General features: G+C 68.5%; 17 protein-coding genes and 1 pseudogene. 9 read left to right on the top strand and 9 right to left on the bottom strand.

All coding sequences use genetic code 11. The annotated features are described in order from the left end of the window. A partial coding sequence (locus tag IPI67_21075; GenBank protein ID MBK7582676.1) for a hypothetical protein occupies positions 1–956 on the bottom strand: 956 nt, incomplete at its 3' end. Between the two features lie 290 nt (positions 957–1,246). Here IPI67_21075 and IPI67_21080 point away from each other — a divergent pair. Beyond that, the gene (locus IPI67_21080; GenBank protein ID MBK7582677.1) at positions 1,247–2,893 is read left to right on the top strand and encodes an SUMF1/EgtB/PvdO family nonheme iron enzyme; all 1,647 of its coding nucleotides are present in this window, start codon (positions 1,247–1,249) and stop codon (positions 2,891–2,893) included. A 55-nt stretch (positions 2,894–2,948) separates the two neighbouring features. Next, the gene (locus IPI67_21085) at positions 2,949–3,212 is read left to right on the top strand and encodes a hypothetical protein (GenBank protein MBK7582678.1); all 264 of its coding nucleotides are present in this window, start codon (positions 2,949–2,951) and stop codon (positions 3,210–3,212) included. Between the two features lie 43 nt (positions 3,213–3,255). Here the strand turns inward: IPI67_21085 and IPI67_21090 are convergent, their stop codons facing one another. After that, positions 3,256–3,852, bottom strand: coding sequence for an ankyrin repeat domain-containing protein (locus tag IPI67_21090; protein MBK7582679.1), 597 nt, complete (start codon positions 3,850–3,852; stop codon positions 3,256–3,258). A 79-nt stretch (positions 3,853–3,931) separates the two neighbouring features. Here IPI67_21090 and IPI67_21095 point away from each other — a divergent pair, with 79 nt between their 5' ends. Genes IPI67_21095 through IPI67_21105 form a run of 3 tightly spaced genes read left to right on the top strand, consistent with a single transcriptional unit; the run spans position 3,932 to position 6,036 of the window. After that, complete coding sequence (locus IPI67_21095; protein ID MBK7582680.1) at positions 3,932–4,096, top strand: hypothetical protein; 165 nt, start codon at positions 3,932–3,934, stop codon at positions 4,094–4,096. Then, complete coding sequence (locus IPI67_21100; protein MBK7582681.1) at positions 4,093–4,914, top strand: NAD-dependent protein deacetylase; 822 nt, start codon at positions 4,093–4,095, stop codon at positions 4,912–4,914. The genes IPI67_21095 and IPI67_21100 overlap by 4 nt, the downstream gene beginning before the upstream one ends. Before the next feature lie 36 nt (positions 4,915–4,950). Further along, positions 4,951–6,036, top strand: coding sequence for a 3-deoxy-7-phosphoheptulonate synthase (locus tag IPI67_21105; protein MBK7582682.1), 1,086 nt, complete (start codon positions 4,951–4,953; stop codon positions 6,034–6,036). Here IPI67_21105 and IPI67_21110 read toward each other — a convergent pair. Next, a complete protein-coding gene (locus tag IPI67_21110) occupies positions 6,015–6,875 on the bottom strand; it encodes a hypothetical protein (protein MBK7582683.1) in 861 nt (286 codons plus the stop codon). The two genes, IPI67_21105 and IPI67_21110, sit on opposite strands and share 22 nt — an antisense overlap. A 110-nt stretch (positions 6,876–6,985) precedes the next feature. Here IPI67_21110 and IPI67_21115 point away from each other — a divergent pair, with 110 nt between their 5' ends. Continuing rightward, positions 6,986–9,175, top strand: coding sequence for a hypothetical protein (locus IPI67_21115; protein ID MBK7582684.1), 2,190 nt, complete (start codon positions 6,986–6,988; stop codon positions 9,173–9,175). Between the two features lie 2 nt (positions 9,176–9,177). Here IPI67_21115 and IPI67_21120 read toward each other — a convergent pair whose 3' ends face one another. The 6 genes and pseudogenes from IPI67_21120 to IPI67_21145 all read right to left on the bottom strand — a co-directional run bounded on the left by IPI67_21120 (position 9,178) and on the right by IPI67_21145 (position 16,092). Continuing rightward, on the bottom strand, positions 9,178–9,546 hold the full coding sequence (locus IPI67_21120; protein MBK7582685.1) for a cupredoxin domain-containing protein: 369 nt from the start codon (positions 9,544–9,546) through the stop codon (positions 9,178–9,180). An 89-nt stretch (positions 9,547–9,635) separates the two neighbouring features. After that, complete coding sequence (locus IPI67_21125; protein ID MBK7582686.1) at positions 9,636–11,135, bottom strand: HEAT repeat domain-containing protein; 1,500 nt, start codon at positions 11,133–11,135, stop codon at positions 9,636–9,638. Between the two features lie 296 nt (positions 11,136–11,431). After that, a pseudogene (locus IPI67_21130) lies at positions 11,432–13,189 on the bottom strand (DUF4215 domain-containing protein). A gap of 25 nt (positions 13,190–13,214) precedes the next feature. Then, positions 13,215–14,249, bottom strand: coding sequence for a hypothetical protein (locus tag IPI67_21135; protein ID MBK7582687.1), 1,035 nt, complete (start codon positions 14,247–14,249; stop codon positions 13,215–13,217). Beyond that, positions 14,210–15,583 (bottom strand): protein kinase, encoded by a 1,374-nt coding sequence (locus IPI67_21140; protein MBK7582688.1) that lies wholly within the window; start codon positions 15,581–15,583, stop codon positions 14,210–14,212. The genes IPI67_21135 and IPI67_21140 overlap by 40 nt, the downstream gene beginning before the upstream one ends. A 44-nt stretch (positions 15,584–15,627) precedes the next feature. Beyond that, positions 15,628–16,092 (bottom strand): hypothetical protein, encoded by a 465-nt coding sequence (locus IPI67_21145; protein MBK7582689.1) that lies wholly within the window; start codon positions 16,090–16,092, stop codon positions 15,628–15,630. A gap of 196 nt (positions 16,093–16,288) precedes the next feature. Between IPI67_21145 and IPI67_21150 the strand changes: the two genes are divergently transcribed. The 3 genes from IPI67_21150 to IPI67_21160 are packed head-to-tail and all read left to right on the top strand — an operon-like array spanning position 16,289 to position 19,754. Next, a complete protein-coding gene (locus tag IPI67_21150; GenBank protein ID MBK7582690.1) occupies positions 16,289–17,626 on the top strand; it encodes a sigma 54-dependent Fis family transcriptional regulator in 1,338 nt (445 codons plus the stop codon). Then, positions 17,626–18,279 (top strand): hypothetical protein, encoded by a 654-nt coding sequence (locus IPI67_21155; protein ID MBK7582691.1) that lies wholly within the window; start codon positions 17,626–17,628, stop codon positions 18,277–18,279. Before IPI67_21150 ends, IPI67_21155 begins: the two co-directional genes overlap by 1 nt. Beyond that, positions 18,276–19,754, top strand: coding sequence for a hypothetical protein (locus tag IPI67_21160; protein MBK7582692.1), 1,479 nt, complete (start codon positions 18,276–18,278; stop codon positions 19,752–19,754). Before IPI67_21155 ends, IPI67_21160 begins: the two co-directional genes overlap by 4 nt. Positions 19,755–19,819: the final 65 nt, after the last annotated feature.

Below are 19,819 nucleotides of genomic sequence, written 5' to 3' on the forward strand. Positions count from 1 at the left end.
GCGGACAGATTGGAGCTGGCGGCCTTCGCCTCGTCGAGGAACCGCGCCTCGATCATCATCTTCGCGTGCGTCTGTTTGTCAGCGTCGAACTGGCCGTTCACGTCGTACGTGTCGAGGTTCAAGCTCTCGAGCGTGTTAAGCACCGCCATGGCCTGGATGCGATTGGTGCCGCTCGTGGCGTTGCCGTACTCGCTGGTCCCGATGAAATCGAAATCGAAGTCACCCTTGTTGGGCAGGGTGACCGTGGCTCGGACCATGCCGAGGCCCGGGTGATACCAGACGGCGGCGTTGAGTGAGTCCCCGCCGATCAAGGTCTTGAGCGCGGGGTTGTCGGCGCTCCCGGTGCCCACGAATTTGCGGGTGCCGTGCAGCACCCCGGCCAGGGTGGTGAGGGTCTCGTTTGCACTCTCCAGGGTGATCGTCGCCGAGATCTTCACGGGCACGTCTTGGCCGAGCACCCGCAGGGTCGTGTCCACGGTGACCGGCACGGCCTGCCCAACGGTGCCAGCAAGATCGATCTTCAACGGTGTGCTGAGCTCGACGCTGGCCGACGGTTGCGTCGGGTCAGGGCTCGGCAAGATGTCTTGTGAATAGATCTCACCCCCGCCAAAGAGCAGGGTGTCGGCGTTCGGCTGGACGATCCAGGCCTCCGAGCCGCTGGGCGCCGCCCCGGAAAAGTCACCGATGCGGGTGCGCCACAGGCTGGTGCCTCCGATGGTCTTCTCTCCGACCACGTGGCTCTCGACGTCGCGATTGGTCCCGTCGGGGTTGGCCCGCTGGAACTTCGACACCGTTTGTTTGGACGGTGGCCCGTAGGTCGCCTTCGGCTCGTCTCCGGGTGCGTTCGTACTGGAAGAGTCGTCGCTGCCGCAGCCGAGCGTGGCACACGCCACCACGCTTACTGCCGCCAAAACTCGCCAAGGTTTTCCAACGCTCGAAAGCTCGATTCGGAACATGGTCGGACCCTTCCCGGCGCACGCGCCGCGGGTCCCGAGACAGGCCCCGCTGAGCCTCTTTGATAACAAGGTCCAAGGGCCGCGGCACGCCAGGAAAACGCGAAAATTCGACGTACTTGACGCCGGTCAAGCGCAGCCGTTACCGGGCCCGGAGCCGCGGGAGTTCCAGCGTCGAGGCCGGGCAAGGGCTCATGGCGTGCTCTGGTGGCGACGCTCTCGAGCGCACGGACGGGTTCGCCCGAGCGCACGCTTTTCGCGTGGCCCAATGCTCGACTGCTACCCTGGCATCCGTGCCGCGCCGACTGGTCCGAGTTGCCCTGCCGCTGCTCGTGCTGTGTGCGATGTGCGGCAAGAAGCGGGAGCCGACTGCGATGGACGATGCAGTCGGTGCGAGCGGCGGAAGCCATGCCGGGGTGGCGGCTGGTGCCGTCGACGCGGCGGCACCGAGCCCGAGCGACGCCGCGGCGGCGAGTGCCCCACCGTCGACGCGGTGCCCGAGTGAGATGGCGCTGATCGATGACCGGTTCTGCGTCGATCGCTGGGAGGCCTCGACCCAGAACCCCGACGGCACTGAGCACTCACCGCACCACGCGGTTGGGCCCCTCAAGGTACACGCGGTGAGTCGCCCCGGCGCGTCGCCGCAGGCCTATATCTCGGCGGAGGAAGGCGAGCTTGCCTGCAAACGCTCCGGTAAACACCTGTGCACGACCCAGGAGTGGCAGGACGCCTGTATGGGCACCACGCGACCCTACCGGATTTACCCCTACGGGACGGAGTTCGAGCAGGGAGCCTGCAACATCGCGCGTCGTTTGCATCCGGTCGTGCGCGTGCACGGGAAGTACCAACACGACTCGGTCATTCTCAACGATCCGAAGTTGAATCAGCTCGACGAGACCGTGGCGAAGACCGGTGAGTTTGCGAAGTGTACGACCCCCGAAGGAGTCCACGACATGCAGGGCAATCTGCTCGAGTGGACCGCGGGTGACAAGAAGGCGCTGCTGATGGGCGGGCACTACCTGGAGGCGAAGCTCCACGGCAAAGGGTGCCGCTACGTGACCGCCGGTCACGGGCCCGAGTATCACGACTTCACCACCGGCTTTCGCTGCTGCAAGAAGGCCGACCGGCTCGCGTCGGGCAGTGACGCGGGTGCGGTGTCCGCCGCGGACGCGGCTGCGCCGTCTGTTCCCGCCGCCGCCGACCTGCCGCGTGACCCGGAAGGGATGCGCGGCTTTGTCAGCGAAACGGGGCGCCTGCCGAAGCTCTCGCCGCCGGCCTACGAGTCCGAGAGTGCCAAGTGCCCCGTGGACATGAGCTTCGTCGAGGGCCTCCGCTGCTCGGTGCCGATGCAGTACTGCAAACGCTGGCTGCCGCGGCTCAGTGCGGGACAGAAGATCGCCTGTGCGGAGTTCGCCGAGCCCGTCGAGTGCAAGAGCTCGAAGGCGCGCATGAGTTACTGCATCGACACCTACGAGCTCACCCCTCCCGGGTACGCCTTCCCGCTGACCCACGTGAACTACGGTGAGGCGCAGAACCTGTGTCGACAGATGGACAAACGTCTGTGCTCGGAGAACGAATGGGAGTTTGCGTGTGAGGGACCGGAAGCGTTGCCGTACCCGTACGGCTACGTCAGAGAGGGCAAGCGCTGCAACCACGACTTCCCGGAAGAGCAGCTGGTCACGGGACCGGATCAGTTCATTGACCGGCGCGTGAAGCGAGACGCCCTGCCCGAATGCAAGAGCCCGTTCGGCGTCTTCAATCTGGTCGGAAACGTCGACGAGTGGACCACGCGAGAGGGACAGGACCCAGGCAAGCGCGCGATCTTACGCGGGGGATGGTGGCTCGTCGGGCGCAACCGCTGCCGCGCGGCGACGGCCAACCACGGCGAGACCTACGCCGGCGTGCAAACGGGGTTTCGGTGCTGCAAGGCCAACCGCTGAGCCAGCGGCGATTTTGCGCTGCCGACCGCGCCGGGTCGCGCCTAGACTGGGGTGCATGGCGAAGGTGGTCGTCAGTGTGAGCGTGAACGTGCGGGGCAAAGACGTTCCGCTCAGCCAGGTCAAGGACGCGTCGGTCGTGCGCGCGCTGAACGAGCTGGCGACTCAGGTGGCGCAGGGCCTGGCGGGCGTCTCCTGTCCCGAGCATCACCAGCCGCCCAGCGCGGTCCGGCTCGTGGTCGACAAGTCTGGCGCTGCGGATCTGCGCTACGACTCGTGCTGTCTCGCGCTCAGGGACGCGATCGGGAAGAAGCTCGGATAGGAAGCTCCGGTCGTGGGCGGGGCCTCGAGCTCTAGCCGCGCGCTCAGCGCCGCGTGAACTGTTTCAGCCGCTCCATGGCGGCCTTCTGCCCGAAGTGCTCGGCCCAGTCCCGCGCGGTGCGGCCGGCGTAGTCCGTGGCGCGGGCATCGGCCTGGTGTGCGATCAGGACGTCGAGGGCTCCGGTGTGCCCGAAGGCGGCGGCGGTCATCAATGCGGTCGTGCCGGAGGCGGTCTGGCGCGAGTGGGGTGCGTGGCGCGCGCTCGCGTCGGCGCCCCGCGACGCCAGCGTCCAGATGATCTCGCCGTGGCCGATGCTGGCGGTGTGCTCCGGCCACGGCCCGCCGCGTAGATCGGTCCGGTCCGGATCGGCGAGGTAGGCGTGCACCGCCGGATGGCCCGCGGCGGCGGCGATGAAGATCGGCGCCACCCCGTGGCGGTCGGATGCGTTCGGGTTCGCTCCGGCGTCGAGCAGGGCGACCACGACGTCGGTGGCGCCGCGGGCAACCGCGAGACACAAGGCATCCGGCGTCACCAGCGCGCCCTCCTGGATCAGCTCGAGCGCGCGGGGGAGATCTCCGACTGCGGCGGCCTCCTCGAGGATCGCCGCCAGGGAGGCCCGTGTTGCCCCCGTGTTGCTCATCCGCGTCAGGGTAGCGCGGGCACGGAAATCCGGCCGAATGAGCTGCAAGGGGGGGGCGACCGTGACATGCTCGGGGTTGATGCGGACGCTGGCCGTGCTCGGGTTTTTCGTTTGTTTTGGCTGCGGTGGCCCGTACACGTTCCGGGTGACGGACGTGTACGGACAGGTACTCACGGACTCCGGGATCGTGCACGCCGAAGCGACCGAGGTCGAAGGCGCCGCGCAGTTTCCTGCCTGCCCATGAGCATCAGCCAGCTCGTCGAGCTCTGCCGTGGGCGCGCGGTGTTGGCGCTGACCGGCGCTGGCTGCAGCACCGAGAGTGGCATCCCGGACTACCGCGGACCGGGGCGCCGCGGGCCTGCGCCCACGCCGGTGCAGTTCCAGGCCTTCAAGCGCGACCCGGAGACTCGGCGAAGGTACTGGGCGCGCAGTGTCGCCGGCTGGCAGCGGTTCCAGGGGGCGAGGCCGAACGGCGCACACCTGGCCCTCGCCGAGCTGGAGCAGCGAGCTCAGCTCGCCGGGCTCATCACCCAGAACGTCGACCGTTTGCACCACGCCGCCGGGAGTCGCCAGGTGATCGAGCTTCACGGTGCGCTCGAGCGGGTGCGGTGTCTCGACTGCGCGGCCCTCGAGGCGCGCAGGGCGCTTCAGCTTCGGCTGCTCGCGCTGAACCCGGGTTGGCCCGAGCTGCCCGCGACCGCGCTCCCGGACGGCGACGCCGAGCTCGAGTCGAGGGACGCTCTGGAGTTCGAGGTCGCCGCCTGCCTCGAGTGTGGCGGAGTGCTCAAACCGGACGTGGTCTTCTTCGGCGAGAACGTGCCGCGAACGACCGTCGATGCGGCTTACGAAATGATCGAGCGGGCCGACGCCCTGCTGGTGGTGGGCTCGTCCCTCAGCGTTTTTTCCGGCTACCGCTTCGTGCGCCGGGCTGCCGAGCGCGGGAAACCCATCGGCATCGTCAACCTCGGGCCGACCCGCGGCGACCCACTCGCCACACTCCGCGTCGACGGCTCCGCTGGCGAAGTTCTCGGTGCGCTCGAGCAGGCGCTCGGTTCGGCTTGACCTCCGAGGCAACTGGCCGCATCCCTCCCGTCTCCCATGTCAGCCAGCGAGCACGATTTCTCGGACGTCCCGGTCGAAAATACCAATCTGACCGGGTTTCTGCCGCTGGTCGCGCCGCGTCGGGTGAAGTCGGAGCTGGTTGCGTCGCCGGTGGTGCTCGAGCAGGTGCTCGCGACGCGGGCTGCCCTGCGCGACGTGATCTTCGGGCGAGATCTCCTGCGGCGCGTGGTGATCGTCGGCCCGTGCTCGATCCACGACCCGGATGCGGCGATCGAATACGCCACGCGGCTCGCGAAGGTCCGAGCGCAGACCCGCGAGCGACTGATCGTGATCATGCGTACCTACTTCGAGAAGCCGCGGACCACCGTCGGCTGGAAGGGTTTGATCAACGACCCGCACCTGGACGGCACTTGTGACATCGGCACCGGCCTCTACCGCGCGCGCCGCACCTTGCTCGCCATCAACGAGCTTGGTGTGCCGTGTGGCAGTGAGCTGCTCGATCCGATCACGCCGCAGTACGTGGCGGACTTGCTGTCGTGGGCCTCGATCGGCGCCCGGACGACGGAGAGCCAGACCCATCGAGAAATGGCCAGCGGAGTCAGCATGCCCGTGGGGTTCAAGAACGGGACCGATGGCAGCCTCGAAGCGTGTGTGAACGCCCTGATCTCGGCCGGCGCTTCGCACCATTTCTTGGGCATCAATTCGGATGGCGCCACCTGCGTGGTGCAGACGCGCGGCAACCCGGATCGCCACGTGGTGCTGCGGGGAGGAGCCGAACCCAACTACTTTCCGGACGACGTGCGTGCGGCGGCGGAGCGAGTCAGCGCCGCGGCGCCGGCCATCGTGCGTTCGATCATGGTCGACACCTCCCACGGCAACTCGATGAAGGACTACCGCCGCCAGCCGGAGGTCTGCCGGGCGGTGCTCGAACAGATGAAACAAGGGCAGATTGCGCTGATGGGGTTCCTGATCGAGAGCAACCTGGAGGAGGGGCGGCAGGACTGGAAACGTGGCGCGCCGCTCGCGCGCGGTGTATCGATCACGGACGGCTGCCTCGGGTGGAGCGCAACGGAGGAGCTGCTATTCGAGATCGCCGAGACTCAGCAGGCGCCGCAGACCTGACACGCGTCCGGGCAGCAGTCGCCACCGAGGGTGCAGAACGTGTCGCACCAGCAGCTGGAGGGGGATTGTTTGTTGCAGTACCCCTGGCAGCAGGGGGTGCCGGGGCAGCTGGTCGGATCGGGGTTCGTGCCGCCGCACTCGCGTTTGAACTTGCCGCTCGGGTCGGAGCCAGTGAAGCCGGTGCCACCACAGGAATAGAACTTGTTGACCGGATCCCAGCCGCACGGGTTGCCCTGACACGAGCCCGGACCGCCCTGGAGCTTGGCGCAGGCCCAGTAGTAGATCTCGTTGTTCGAGCCACAACAGCCGACGTCGCCATGGGCGTCGCCGCAGGTACTGGGGATGATGTTGCCGCCCGTGCCGCCGCCAACGCCGCCGGTTGCGCCAACGCCGCCGGTTGCGCCGACGCCGCCGCTTGCGCCAACGCCGCCGCTCGCACCAACGCCGCCGCTTGCGCCAACGCCGCCGCTTGCACCAACGCCGCCGCTTGCGCCAACGCCGCCGCTCGCGCCAACGCCGCCGCTTGCGCCAACGCCGCCGCTTGCGCCAACGCCGCCGCTTGCACCAACGCCGCCGCTTGCACCAACGCCGCCGCTTGCACCAACGCCGGCGCCCCCGGCGACCCCGCCGCCGCTGTTCGCACCGCCTTGCGCCCAGCCCGCCGCGCCCCCGATGCTGGCGCTTCCAGAGCCGGCGTTGCCGCCGCTGCTCTTGTAGCCACCGATGCCGGAGTCCGACAGATTGCCGCCGCCCAGATCGGCCTCACCCGTGGCGCAGCTCGCCAGGATCAGCGCCGAGAGCCCGAAGAGCGCACCCAAAGCTGCAAGCCGACCTGCCACGGCGGGAGCTTAGCAAGAGACCCGCTCCCGCGCGATGACAGCCGACGGCTCACGAACCCTGGAACCATCGACACAGGTCTGCTGTCCTGGTACGAGCCGTCGGAGCTCCCATGAGAATTTTAGCCTTCTCTTCGCTGATCGGGGCCTTGTCCCTGGTTTCCGGCTGCCATGCCCAGGTCGAGTCCGCCGCGCCGGCGTCGGTGCTGCCCCTCCGATCGCTGAAGTTGTACGAGACCGGGGTTGGCTACTTCGAGCGGTCCGGTCGCCTGAGTCAGGGAGAGCTGACGACCCTGCCGGTCCCGACCGGCCATCTCGATGATGCGCTGAAGACCCTGGTGGTCGCGGGTGATTCCGGCAACGTCACGCTGACCGGGGTCGAGTTCGCCAGCAGTCTGAGTCAAGGCATGGCCCGGGCACTGGCGGGGCTCCCCGCGAACGCCGACGAGGTGATGACGTACCGCACGCTGCTCTCGAGTCTGAAAGGCGCCGAGGTCGAGCTCGAGATCACGGGCAAGAAGAGCGAGACCCTGGTCGCACGTTTGATCGACGTGCTGGAGCCGCCGCCGGCTCCGGCCTCGCCCGCAGCCGCAGACGACGAGGACGACGATCGGAAGAAGCACAAACGGCGCGGGGAGGAGCCCGAGCCCAAGCGTCCGGAGCTGATCCTGCTCGTCGTGAGCAGTGCGGGCGAGCTGCGCAAGCTCGACACGGCCAACGTGCGCAGCGTGCGCCCGACGGATCCGTCCTATGCAACGCGCTTCGGCGCGGCGCTCGATGCCCTGTCGGTGCGAGCCGCGCAGAACCAGCGTGCGCTTCGCCTGCTGGCATCGAGCGACAAACCCGTGACGCTCGGCTATCTCGCCGAGGCGCCCATCTGGCGCATGACCTATCGCCTGGTGCTCGCTGACAACGGCGAGCGTGGCACCCTGCAAGGCTGGGCGTTGATCCACAACGACACCGAGGAGAGCTGGGCCAAGGTGAAGGTCGAGCTGGTGAACGGACAGCCGGACTCGTTCCTGTTTCCCCTGGCGGCGCCGCGTTATTCCCGCCGGCCGCTGGCGGAGCCGGAAGAGCGCCTGGCGACCGTGCCGCAGCTGCAGGACACGACGGTGGATCAGATCTGGGGTGACAACCTGGACATCGGCACGATTGGCCACGGCTCCGGCACGGGCACTGGGCAGGGGTTCGGTTCGGGGCATGGGCGCCTGGGCGGCACCCACAAGACACGGGCGCCAATGGTGCGCATGGGCGCGACCGTCTCCAGCAGCGAATCGCTCAGCGTAGGCAACCTGGCGTCGATCGCCCCCGCGGAGGGGGTCGAGGCCGGCGCGCTGTTCAGCTACAAACTCGCCCAGCCGCTCGATCTGCGCGCGCACGGCTCGGCGCTGGTGCCGTTCCTCGGCTCCCAGGTGATCACCCGGCGCATCAGCTGGTTCGCGACGCCCGGTGAGCCGGCCCGGAGTGCACTCCGCTTCGTGAACGCCACCCGCCAGACGCTGCCCTCGGGGCCCATCGCCATCTACGAGGCCGGTGGCTTCGCTGGCGAAGCTGGGCTCGGCCGGCTCAAGCCGACGGAGCGCGCGTTCTTGCAGTTCGGCGTCGATCTCGACGTCGAGCTCGAGAGTCTGAAGAGTGAATCCAAGGACGAACCGCAGCGGGTGCGCTTCAAGAACGAGGTGCTCGAGGAAGACTTCTTCCGCTCCAGTGTGCGGCTCTACGAGCTCAAGAACCGCGCTCGCGCCATGCGCACCGTGTATCTCGCCCTCGATGTCGTGGACAATTCGGCGGTCGAGGGGGCGGACGAGCTCGACTACGACGTGCAAGACAGAAAGCCCCTGGCGGTGTTCAAGGCGATGCCGGGCAAGAAGCTGGAGCGCACGCTGAAGATCAAGGAGGGCCTGCAGCGCTCGACTCACATGCAGTCGCTCACCGCGGAACGGGTCATGCAGCTCGCGGCGCTGGAGGCCCTGCCGCAGGCAGACCGTGCCCTCTTGAAAGAAGCCGGGGCACGCCTGGAGGAGGCCGAGGCTCGCGGCAAGGACAAGGACGAGGCCCAGGCTGGGGTCGAGGAGGTGAACGAGGATCTAAAACGTCTGCGCGAACACCTCGCGGCGCTCGGCGACAAGAGTGGGCAGGGTCAGAACGCGAACCCGCTCGTGAAGCGCATCCTGGACGCGGAGGACAAACTCACGGCGCTCAGGGCCAAGCTGAAGACGCTGGAGCTTGCCATCAAGGACAAACGCAAGGCCGCGCAGACGGTGCTCGAGAAGCTCAAGAAAGAAGATCTGAAGAAGCCCTGAGGCTACTCAATCACGACCTTGCTCTTGTACATGCCCATGCCGCACTCGAAGCCGACCGTCTTTGCCTCTTTGGTGTCGATGGCGACCTCGACCGGCTGATTCAGCGGCAGCTCTTTTTCGAGCTTCAGCTCGGGAAACACCACCTTGGTGGCGCAGGTCTCGTCGCTGGTGCGCGTGAAGCGCAAGGTCGCGGCCTCGCCCTTCTTCAAGCTGATGCTGCTCGGAGCAAACCCGTTCTCGTCCGCCTTCACGTTGATCGTGCCCGAGCTCGGACCGGTGGGGGCTGCGCTCGCGGCGGCCTGCCCAGGTTTTTCGGCCTTATTGCAGGCGGTTGCAGTGAGGAAGAGAGCGATTGCGATGAGGGTCTTCATGGCGCCGAGCATCTTGGCGTCCGAGGGCGAGGCTGTCCAGGTCCGAAGGCCCAGAGGGTCAGTGGGGCGGGGGGCGCTTCCGCAAGCGGTCAGCGCGTGCGCGGATTTTGCGCAGAGAAGCGCGCGACCTGCAGCTCCGCGTCGAAGCCGCCGAGATCCACCGCGCCCCGTCGCTCCACGCTGAGTCCGTGAGCCTCGAGCCGCTGCGCTGAGAGCCGGGGCAGTGGGGACAGCCAGACCATTCGCCCTCTCGGACTCAGGCAGCGTGCGACGTTGCCGAGGAACGCCTCGACGAGTGACTCGAGCTCGCCGTCCCGCGCCACCCGGCGGCCCATGGGGGGATTGGTCAGGATCAGGGTCACCTCGCCGGCGTCGAAGCTCCGGGCGTCGGCCCGCACGAGCTGTGCTTCGAAGCCCGCGCGGCGCAGGTTCTCCTCGGCGGCGCCGAGCGCCTGCTCCGACAAGTCGGTGCCGATCAGCCGCTGAAACGGCCCCAGGAGCCCACGCTCACACAGCTCGAGCCCGCTGCCCACGAAGGGATCCCAGACCACGTCATCGGGCTGGACACCGCCGATGCGGGCGAGCGCCGCCGCCAGGGTGGGGTGCGAAGCCGCGGGCACGTCGCGGCCGCGATACCCGAAGCGCGCATCCAGGTTCGGGCGCGCCACGAGCAGCAGCCGCTGCCCACGCTCGTCCACTCGTGCTTCCCACGGTGCGCCTTTCGGATCGTTGATCAGCTCAGTGCCGCGCAACGCGTCCGCGACACGGAAGGTGGCCGAGCGCTGATGGCCCGCTCCGAGCCAGGCAAGTCGGAATCGCGGCATGCTTGACGAGAGTGCGACCAAGAGCGGCACCGACTTTCGAAGCGCGGCAACCACGCGGGCGTCGAGCGGGCCGTCGTTGTCGAGTTGCACTTCGAGGCTCACGTCGAGCGCGGTGCGCACCTCGAGCAGCCTGCTCAGCGAGCCGGTCCATTCGAGGCTGACTTCGGTCGGCGACAGCTCCGCAGCGCTCGGGTGGCAGTGCTCGCGGACTTCCTCGAGCAGGGTGGGGGCGACGCCGCTGCGGCAGCGAAAGATCACTCTCACCGGGTGCGGCACCGGACTCTCGACGTCCACGTCGACGTCGACGCGATCGACGCTTCGGCCGAGCATGACGAGCGCGCGAGCACGCCGGCGTTCGAGCTCTGGATCGGCGAGCTTCAGCCCCAGGAGGAAGGTTCGACTCGGGCGGCCGCCGAGCTTGCCGAGCGCCTCGACCAACGCCCGCTGCTCGGGGAGCTCGGCCTTGGCAAACGCGCCGAGCAGCGCCGCTTCGACCTCGGGCCCGCCGATCTTGCCGAGGCCCGAGATCGCGGCGCGCTGCACCCGGGCCTCGGGATCGGCGAGCAGTCCGAGGAGCGGCGCGCGCAGCGCCTCGGCGTGCTCGACCGCCACGCGCGAGAGCACCCGGGCCAGGCGTGCACGCGACCCCGGAGTCGGTTCAGCGAGTGCGCGCCGAGCGGCCTCGGCACCGGCGAGCCCGGCGCGGCCAAGGGCTCGCTCCGCCGCCTCGGCGGTCGTCTCCTCGCTCGACCCGGTGAGGGACACGAGGGCGCCGAGGTGACGAGCCCCGGGGGTGAAGCCCGCGGTCTGCCAGTCGACAGGAAGGTCGCTTGCGGGTTTCAGGCGGGGCCTTCGGTCTTGCAGCTGGCGCTGCAGCCATCCCCGCTCTTCTTGTTGCCGTCGTCGCACTCTTCTTGCGGTGCCTGCTTGATGCCGTCCCCACAGCGAGGCCCGAGCTTGCAACCGGTGTCACACTCCGCATAACCGCCGTCGTTCGTGCCGTCGTCACAGGCTTCCCCGAACAGGCTGTCGACCACGGCGTCGCCGCAGAAGCCGCCCTTCTTGCAGCCCGGCGCGCAGCCGCCGTAGGGCGACAGGTTCACGCCGTCGTCGCACTCTTCCGGTGGAGATTGCAGCAGGCCATCGCCGCAGCTCGGTCCCTGTTTGCAGTCGCTGGTGCAGCTGCCGTAGCTGCCGTCGTTCTTGCCGTCGTCACACGCCTCGTCGGGCGTCTTGATGCCGTCGCCGCACACACTCTTGCAGCTCGAGGTGGTGTTGGTGAAGCCCGAGAGTGTGAGTTTGTAGTTCGACTGGGTGGTGTGGCGCTCGGCCTGAAACACGACGATCTCGTAGACCTTGCCGACCTGCAGCCCGAACTGCGTCGCCTGCGCCGCGCCCAGGGTGATGCCACCGTTCATGGCACCGTGCACGCCGCCCAGATCGACGGCGAGCTGTTTGTTCACGAAAACCCAGACGTCGTCGTCGCCGGTGAAGTCGAGCTGCTCCCCGCCCTTGTACTCGAACCAGTAGCGCACCTCGCTCGTGAAGTGGAAGTTCTGCGAGTTGCCCTCGTTGCCGAAACCGAGGCCCGTGAGCGGGAAGAAGTTGGCGTTGCTGTACTGGTAGGCGCCGCCGGTGATCTGTCCGAGGGTCAGCGTCTGCAGCACCGTCACGTTGACGCTGGGCGCGTCCGAGTACCACTGATCGAAATTCGCGGCGCCGGTCGTGGTCGGAGTCGTGGTCGCGGACTTGTACTGGGGTTTTCCGCTCGCTTTCAGCGTGGCCGCGACGATGCCGGTGTCCACGCCCAGAAACGCCTCGAAATCGGGGTGGGCGGCGTGAAAATCTCGGAGCACGATCGGCAGCTTCAGCTGGGTGCCGCTGCCCGAGGGCGCGTCCGTACACTTGAACCCAGGTTCGAGCTGGCAGGTCGCCGAGCAGCCGTCGCCGCTGACGGTGTTGCCGTCTTCACATTGTTCGTTGTCACTGGGCAGCTTCAATCCGTCGCCGCAAGTGCTGACACAGGCGCCCGCGCTGCAGTTGGGCTCCTTCACGCAGAAGGGGGTGCAACCATCACCCAGGTCGTTGTTGCCGTCGTCGCACTGCTCCGTGCCCTCGGTCTTGCCGTCCCCGCACACGGTCTTTTCGCAGGCCTGCGCCGGAGTCGGGCACTTCCAGCCCACCTCGAGCTTGCAGCTCGGATCACAGCCATCGCCAGCGGTCTTGTTCTTGTCGTCGCACTTCTCGCTGCCCGCCACGATGCCGTCACCGCAGTCTGCCGCCTGACAGGCTGCACCAACGACGGGGCACTTCCAGCCCGCTTCGACGCTGCAGTTCGCGTCGCAGCCGTCGTTTGCGGCCGAGTTGCCGTCGTCACAGGTCTCGCCGCCGCTGATCTTCCCGTCACCGCACTTCACGGTGGAGACACAGGCCTGGCCGGGGGTCGGGCAGGCGAAGTCTTTTTCGATCGCGTCGCAGTTGGCGGCGCAGCCGTCGCCGGACACACCGTTCGCGTCGTCGCACTTTTCACCGGGATCGATCTTGCCGTCTCCACAGGCCGGGCCCGCGTCGGACGCGCAGCCGTCGCCGACGCACGCATCACTGCCCCCGGCCGCGCCCCCGAGCCCCGTGTCCAGGTTGATGCCCCCGCCCGTGCCGCCCGTGCCTCCACCGCCGGTGCCCGCCGAGGCGTCTCCGGCCGTGCCGCCGGTGCCCTTGGGTTTGACCTCGGCGTTCTCGCCGCAGCTGGTCGAGCCGAGAGCAGCGCCGATGAAGAGTGCCAGGGGTCCCAGCACCAGCACGGATCGAGCGAATCGCATGGCTGCGAACGATAACGCGCTCGCCTCAATCCAGCCAGCCGCGGAGGCCGAGAGTTGCTCCACCGGCGGTGGGAGCGAGGCTGAACGCGGTCCGGGGCGGTTGTTTCGCGGTTGGCTTGGCCAAGAGCACGAGCCCGATGCCAGCCGTCACCGCTCCGACACCCAGGCCGACCCAACCTCCGGTGCGGGTGGCTTTCCAGGTTGCTATGGAGTCGACCTCGCTCTGGGCGGCGGATTTTTCGCCCGGGCGGGCAGTGCTGCACGCATCCGGGCCACTTTGCACAGCACACAGCGCTGAGAGCCGATCGCGGTGCGACGACAGATTGCTGCCCGCAATCAATACGGTTGCGCCGCCGAGCACGGCGAGGCCCGCTCCGCCCAGCGTGAGCGACCACGCGAGCGCGCGGCCATTGTCCGGCGGGGCGTCGAGCGGCGCGGTCTGAGCCGCGCGCCCTCCGGGCACCGGACCGGTGGGCCGGGCAACGCGCAGATTGAAGTCGACGGTCTGCTCACTGCCGGCGGCCACACTGAGCTCCCGCTGCTCGCGGTCACCGTGCGCGCGCAGCTCGAGCTTGCGGTTGCCCGTGAACACCACCAACGGTTTGCCGAGCGGAAGACTTGCGCGCCAGCGGCCGGCGATCCAGATCTCCCCGCCCGCCGGTCCAACCACCCGCACGCGGCCCATCTCTGCGCGCTTTTCCCCGATGAAGGCCCGGGCTCTGTCGGCGACGCCGCCATCGAGCCCGAGTGCCAGGGCCGCCTCGTACGCCTCCACCGCGACGTCGTCCTGTTTGAGACGCGCGGCGGCCGCGCCGAGCTCGTACGTACTCTCTTTGGTCGCACGCAGACGCGTCGCCTCCGTGAACAGATCGAGCGCGAGCTGCCAGCGGGCGGGATCGTTCTCGTCGAGCGCGCGCTCCTTGGCGGCGATCGCGCGGGTGAACGCAGCGTCGTACTCGTCGGCCAAGACGTAGCTGCTCCAGCTGAGCAGCGCCAACACGAGACCGATCTGTCGAAGCTTCACTGACAGGTTTCCGCCGCGCAGACCATACTCGCGCACTCTGACGAACGCGTACAGGGGGCACCCTTGGGTTTGCCGGGCGGCGTCGGTCTCGAGGACGGTGCGGGTTTCGCTGACGGCGCAGGTGCGGCCGATGGCGCCGCCGACGCGGCCTGGCCTGCGAGCTTCAGCCGCAGGTGAGTGGCGCTCGCGCCCGCGCCCACGGCCAGCGCGGGCGGGTCGAGGGGGGCCGATGGCTCCGGCAAACCTGTCGGGACGAGCGCCTGGGCGGTGTCGGGCGGCGCGGTCTCGAGGGCCGCGTGGGGCGCGTCGGACGCCGCGGATCCTGGCGAATTCGCCCCGACAGGCGCGCGGGTCGCCAGCACCCCGACGCCCGTGAGGGCCACGAGCAAGACCGCGCCGAGGGCTGCCCACAGACGCACGTGCGCGCGCTGGGTCGGCTCACGCCGACTCTCGATGACCTGTGCGTCCTCGCTGCGCTGAGGTTCCAGAGGCGGCGGTGGGGCGCTGATGCTGGTCGCTGCCGTCACGCGGCTCGTGACCGCGGCTCTCTGGGCGCCCTGACGCACACTCGCCACCAGCGCCGCAACGTCAGCCGGGCGTCGTTCTGGTCGCGTCGAGAGCGCGGCCATCACCGCCGTCGACAGCGCCTCCGGGATCTCCGCGCCTGCCTCGATGGGAGACAGCGGGTTGAGCCGCGCTTGGACGTTGGTCACCTCGCTCCAGGGCAAGCGGCCCATCAGCATCGCGTAGAACACCACCGCGAGCTCGTACACATCCGTGCTCAGGCTGGCGGGCGCTCCGAAAAAACGCTCGGGCGCCATGGTGGCCGGCGTGCCGCGGGCGATGCCGGCCTGGGTCGTGGTCGACGCGGGTGCATCGATCTCTTTTGCGATGCCGAAGTCCAGGAGCTTGAGCGCCCGGCAGTTGTCGACGACGAGCAGGTTCTCGGGTTTCAGATCCCGGTGCAACAAGCCCGCGTCGTGCAGCGCCTGGACCGCGCTCGCCAGCTGTTCGAACAGATCCAGCGCGTGGCTCGTGGTGAGAGCCCCGTGCGCTGCCAGGTACTCCGCGAGGGTCGTGCCCTCGTAGCGGCGCATCACCAGGTAAGGCAGGCCGTCTGGCAGGCGACCGGAGCCGAGGACGTCGACTACGGCGCGATGTCGCACCCGTTCGAGCATCTTGGCTTCTTCCAGAAATCGTTCTTGTTCTTTGGGAGTGAGCTCGCGCTCGCGCGGCACCTTGAGCGCCACCTCGTCGCCGTTCCAGGTTGCGGCGTAGACCACGGCGCTGCCGCCCTCGCCCAGGATCCCCTGAATGGAGAACGGGCCGAGCTCACGCGGCATCGTGGGGGTCGAGTCGGAGTCCGCCACCGCCCGGAGGATAGTTCATCCTGCTGGTCGGGCAACGCAGGCGCTCAACGCAGGGCCAACTGGGTGCAAGAGCCGCTGATTTCGATCTCCCGAGAGTCGGCGCCGACCTGGACGTTGGCCACGCCATTTTCCTTGTCGTCGACGATCCAGAACTGGTCACCCGGCCGGAAGCTGTGACTCTGACGCGAGTTGCTGCTCGCTGACGAGTAGGTGCCGCTGCCGAACTTCGGTTTGTCGCCGTAGAACACCTTCACGGTCTTGCTGCACGAGCTCTTGATCGTGACACTCACACTGCTCGGTGCGCTGGGCTGTGCGGAGCCGCCCGTGGACGGGGTGGCAGCAACCGGAGTACCGGCCGCGGGACTCGAGGGCTCCTGGGTCGAAGCTCCGCCCGGGGCCGGCGCAGAGCCAGCGCCGGGTTGGGCCATGATGCCGCCGTATGGGGCGAGGGAGGTGCAGGCACCGAGTGCGAGCAAGAAGAAAGGGGCGAGTCCAAGGCTGAGCTTCATGGGATGTCTCCGCTCGGGTCGTGCGCCAAAAAGTGGACGCCAGAGTGCCGGGTCGGGTCGCACCTGAGCAACGTGCATGCCAGGCAAAAAGGCGCGTTCTCGCGGGACCCGCGGCCAAAAACACGAGGCGCCGATGCCGCAGGTTGGGCGTGGATTGGGGCGCGGTTGCCACAGCCGGGATATGCTCGCCGCGCGCATGCGCTTCACTCGCACTACGAACCGGATCCCGGTGGCCGCGGGGCCGCGACCGGCGCGGCTCTCGGTGCTGCACGGGCCCGATGCTGGGCTCGAGGTCGCGGTGCCGCCGGTGGGGGTGGTCGTCGGGGCTGATGCGTCGGCGGACGTCGTGCTCGCAGACGAGGCGGTCTCGCGCCGACACTGCTCGCTGGTGCCCAAGGGCGACGGCTTCGAGGTGACGGACCTCGGCTCTCGCAACGGCACCCTGCTCGACGGTGCGTCGATCCAGAAGGCCACGGTGCCGGTCGGCGCGGTGCTCCGCGTGGGTGGGACGCTGATTCAGCTGGTGCCGGCCGACGAATCCGTGCTGATCCCACCCAGCCTTCGGGCGGAGTTCGGGGCGCTGGTCGGTGGCAGCCTGGCGATGCGACAGGTGTACTCGGTGCTCGAGCGCGCCAGCACCTCCACCGCGCCAATCTTGCTGCTCGGCGAGAGTGGGACGGGCAAAGAGCTCGCGGCCCGGGCGGTGCACGAGCACAGCCCGCGCAAGGACGGCTCCTTCGTGGTGTTCGACTGCGGTGCGTCGAGCGAGACCCTGATCGAGAGCGACCTGTTCGGACATCAGCGGGGTGCGTTCACCGGCGCGACCGGAGATCGCCCGGGCGCGTTCGAGCTGGCCCACGGAGGCACGCTGTTCCTGGACGAGATCGGTGATCTGCCGCTGGGCCTCCAACCCAAACTGCTGCGCATGTTGGAGACCGGCGAGGTAACCCCACTCGGCGGGCGCAAGCCGGAGCGCTACGACGTGCGAGTGGTCGCGGCGACCCATCGTGATCTGGCGGAGGAGGTCCTGCGCGGCGGATTTCGCGGGGACCTGTACTACCGGCTGGCTGTGGTGGAGGTGCACCTGCCGCCGCTGCGGCAGCGGCTGGAGGACGTCGAGACCCTGGTGAAGGTGCTGCTCGCCCGCGAGGGGCGCCCCGCGGACGACGTGCGGAGCGACAACCTGGATCGCCTGCTCAGTTATCACTTCCCAGGCAACGTCCGCGAGCTCAGGAACATCATCACGCGCGCGGTCGCACTCTCACCGCCCGGCACGACCTTTTCGGGCATGCCGATCTTGCTCGCCGGCAGCACCGCGAAGCAGGACACCGAGTGGGTGGCGCGGGCCGATCGTCCATTTTCCGAGGCAAAATCCGAGCTCGTTGCGCGCTTCGAGCGCGACTATCTCAAGGACCTGTTGATCCGCGCCGGGGACAACGTGTCGCAGGCGTCGCGCATCTCCGGGGTCGATCGCAAACACCTCTACCGCCTGCTCGAGTCCGCCGGACTGAAACGTCTCAAGTCGGAAGCGTGATGCGCTCGCGGCTGGTGCACGTAGCAGGCGTCCTCTTCGTTCTCTGCGTATCGACGACGCCGGTTCGCGCGCTCGCCGACGACAGCTTGCCCCGCGTCGACGCGAATGCACTCGGTCCGAACGCGGAGTCGTTCGACGACCGCCATCGCCCCGAAGCCAGCCCCTGGGTCGAGCGGCCCTATGCAATCGAGGCGGAGCTCGGGCTGGGCGCGCCGCTCGGGCTCGGGGGCGTGGCGTTCGACTGGAGCCCCAGCCCGGGTTTCTCCTGGAATCTGGGCGCCGGCGTCGGTGAGAGCACAAAGAGTCTACAGCTCGCGAGCAACGTGCGCCTGCGCTTGATCGTCAGCCACGGATTTGCTGCCGGGGCAGAGGGCGGCCTCGCGGTCGGACGCTACGAGGAACACTCGGACTGCCCGAGCGGGCGCTGTCCGCCGGCCTGGCGCTGGGACCACGCGGTCTGGGGCAACATCGGCCTGATGCTCGAGCGCCGCACCGACTCCGGGCTGTCGTTGCGCTGGAGCTTCGGCGCGGCGGGGATCTTCAACCTGACGGCCGCCGAGTGTGTGCGCTGCGACGCCACGGACGAACCGAACCTGTGGCACACGACGGTGCCGTACACCCTCGTGGCGGTGGGTTGGGCGTTCGGCGCATGATCCGCCGCTCTTGGCCGCTCTTGGTGCTCGCGCTCCGCGCCACGCCAGCGTTTGCCGACGGTCCCCTGGGTCCGAACGGTTCGGCACTCCGCACCAGTGACTACAGCGTCGATCTCGCGGGCGGTCCGGTGCTCGCAGGACCGCGCGCGCTCGGGCTAGCTGGTGCGTATGTGGCCATCGCCGAGGGGGTGGACGGGAACCAGCACAATCCCGCTGCGCCCGCCGTGCGCGCGGCGTGGTCGGCGACCCGCGTCGACTACGACGCGAGCTTGGGCCTGCTCTTTCCTGGCACCCTCGCGAGCACGGACTTCTACAACACGGGGCGCGGGCGCACGGATCTGCGTCGCAGCGATCCCCAGGAATTCACGCTGCTCGCGCCGTCCGGAAATCTCCAGGTTGGTCCCTGGGGTGTGGGCGTCGGACTCGAGCTCTTTCGTTATGGGTTGCTCAGAAAACCAGACCCGACCTTGGGGGGGCAGAGTGAGATCATCCGTGCGCAGTTCAGCACCGTGCGCACGTTCCTCGCGCGCGCAGTAGACGACGGTCAGCTGGTGGGGGGCATCGGGTTGCACGTCACCGCGCTCGACGTGACCACCGCGAACGAGATCTTCTCGCGCAAGGGCAACGTGTTCACGACCCGCGGTGTGAGTTTCGAGGGGGGCTTGCTGTGGCGGCCCACCGGCGAGCGTTTTCGCGTCGGAGTCGCGGTCCGCGCGCCGCTCACGACCGACGTCGACGCGCGGGGCGAGCGAGTGGGTGGGGACATCGTGCTGCGTGACCCCACGAGCCCGAACGCCATCTGGCTGCCGCGGCGGGTCAAACGCCCTTGGAGTAGTGACCTTGGTCTGGCGTTGCAGCTTGGCCCACGGCCGCTGAACGTGGCCTGGCTGGATCCGGTGGTCGTGATGCGACGGGTAGATGACTACCTGGAGCGCCGCGAGCGAGCGCGGGCAGAGGAGCTAGACCGAGCGCGGCGCGCGGGGCCCGACGCGGAAGAAGCCGCGCGGCTCGCCGCTGAAGCCGAGGCGAGCAACGACGTGACGTATCGAGCCCAGGAGCGCGAACGCGTCGCTGAGCTGCTGCACCGCCGGTATCTCGCCATGCCGCGGCGTTACCTGCTGCTCTCCGCGCAGCTTCGCATCGACGGTGACGTGAAGAACAGCGTCGGCGTCGAGTCATTCCTGCAAGGCTACGTCGATCGGTCCGGCGAACGGGTCACGTACACTCCGCGGCTCGGTGTCGAGACCGAGGCCATCCCGAACTGGGTCAAGCTGCGCGTCGGAAGTTACCTCGAGCCGACGCGCTTTCGCGAAAACACCCCACGCACCCACGCTACCGTGGGAGTGGACACCCGCCTGTTCGAGTGGAGCCTGTTCGGCCTTCTGCGCGACGACGACAAGCTGGCGCTCGGCGCGGCCCTGGATACGTCGCGTGAGTACCTGGGCTGGGCGGTGTCCTTGGGGATCTGGCGTTGAGCGGGGGAGCGCGGCAAGTGTGGAGCGCTAGCGGCACGAATCCAGCACCAGCTGACCGCCGATTG

It is taken from the genome of Myxococcales bacterium (assembly GCA_016706225.1).
Taxonomy (GTDB): domain Bacteria; phylum Myxococcota_A; class Polyangia; order Polyangiales; family Polyangiaceae; genus JADJKB01.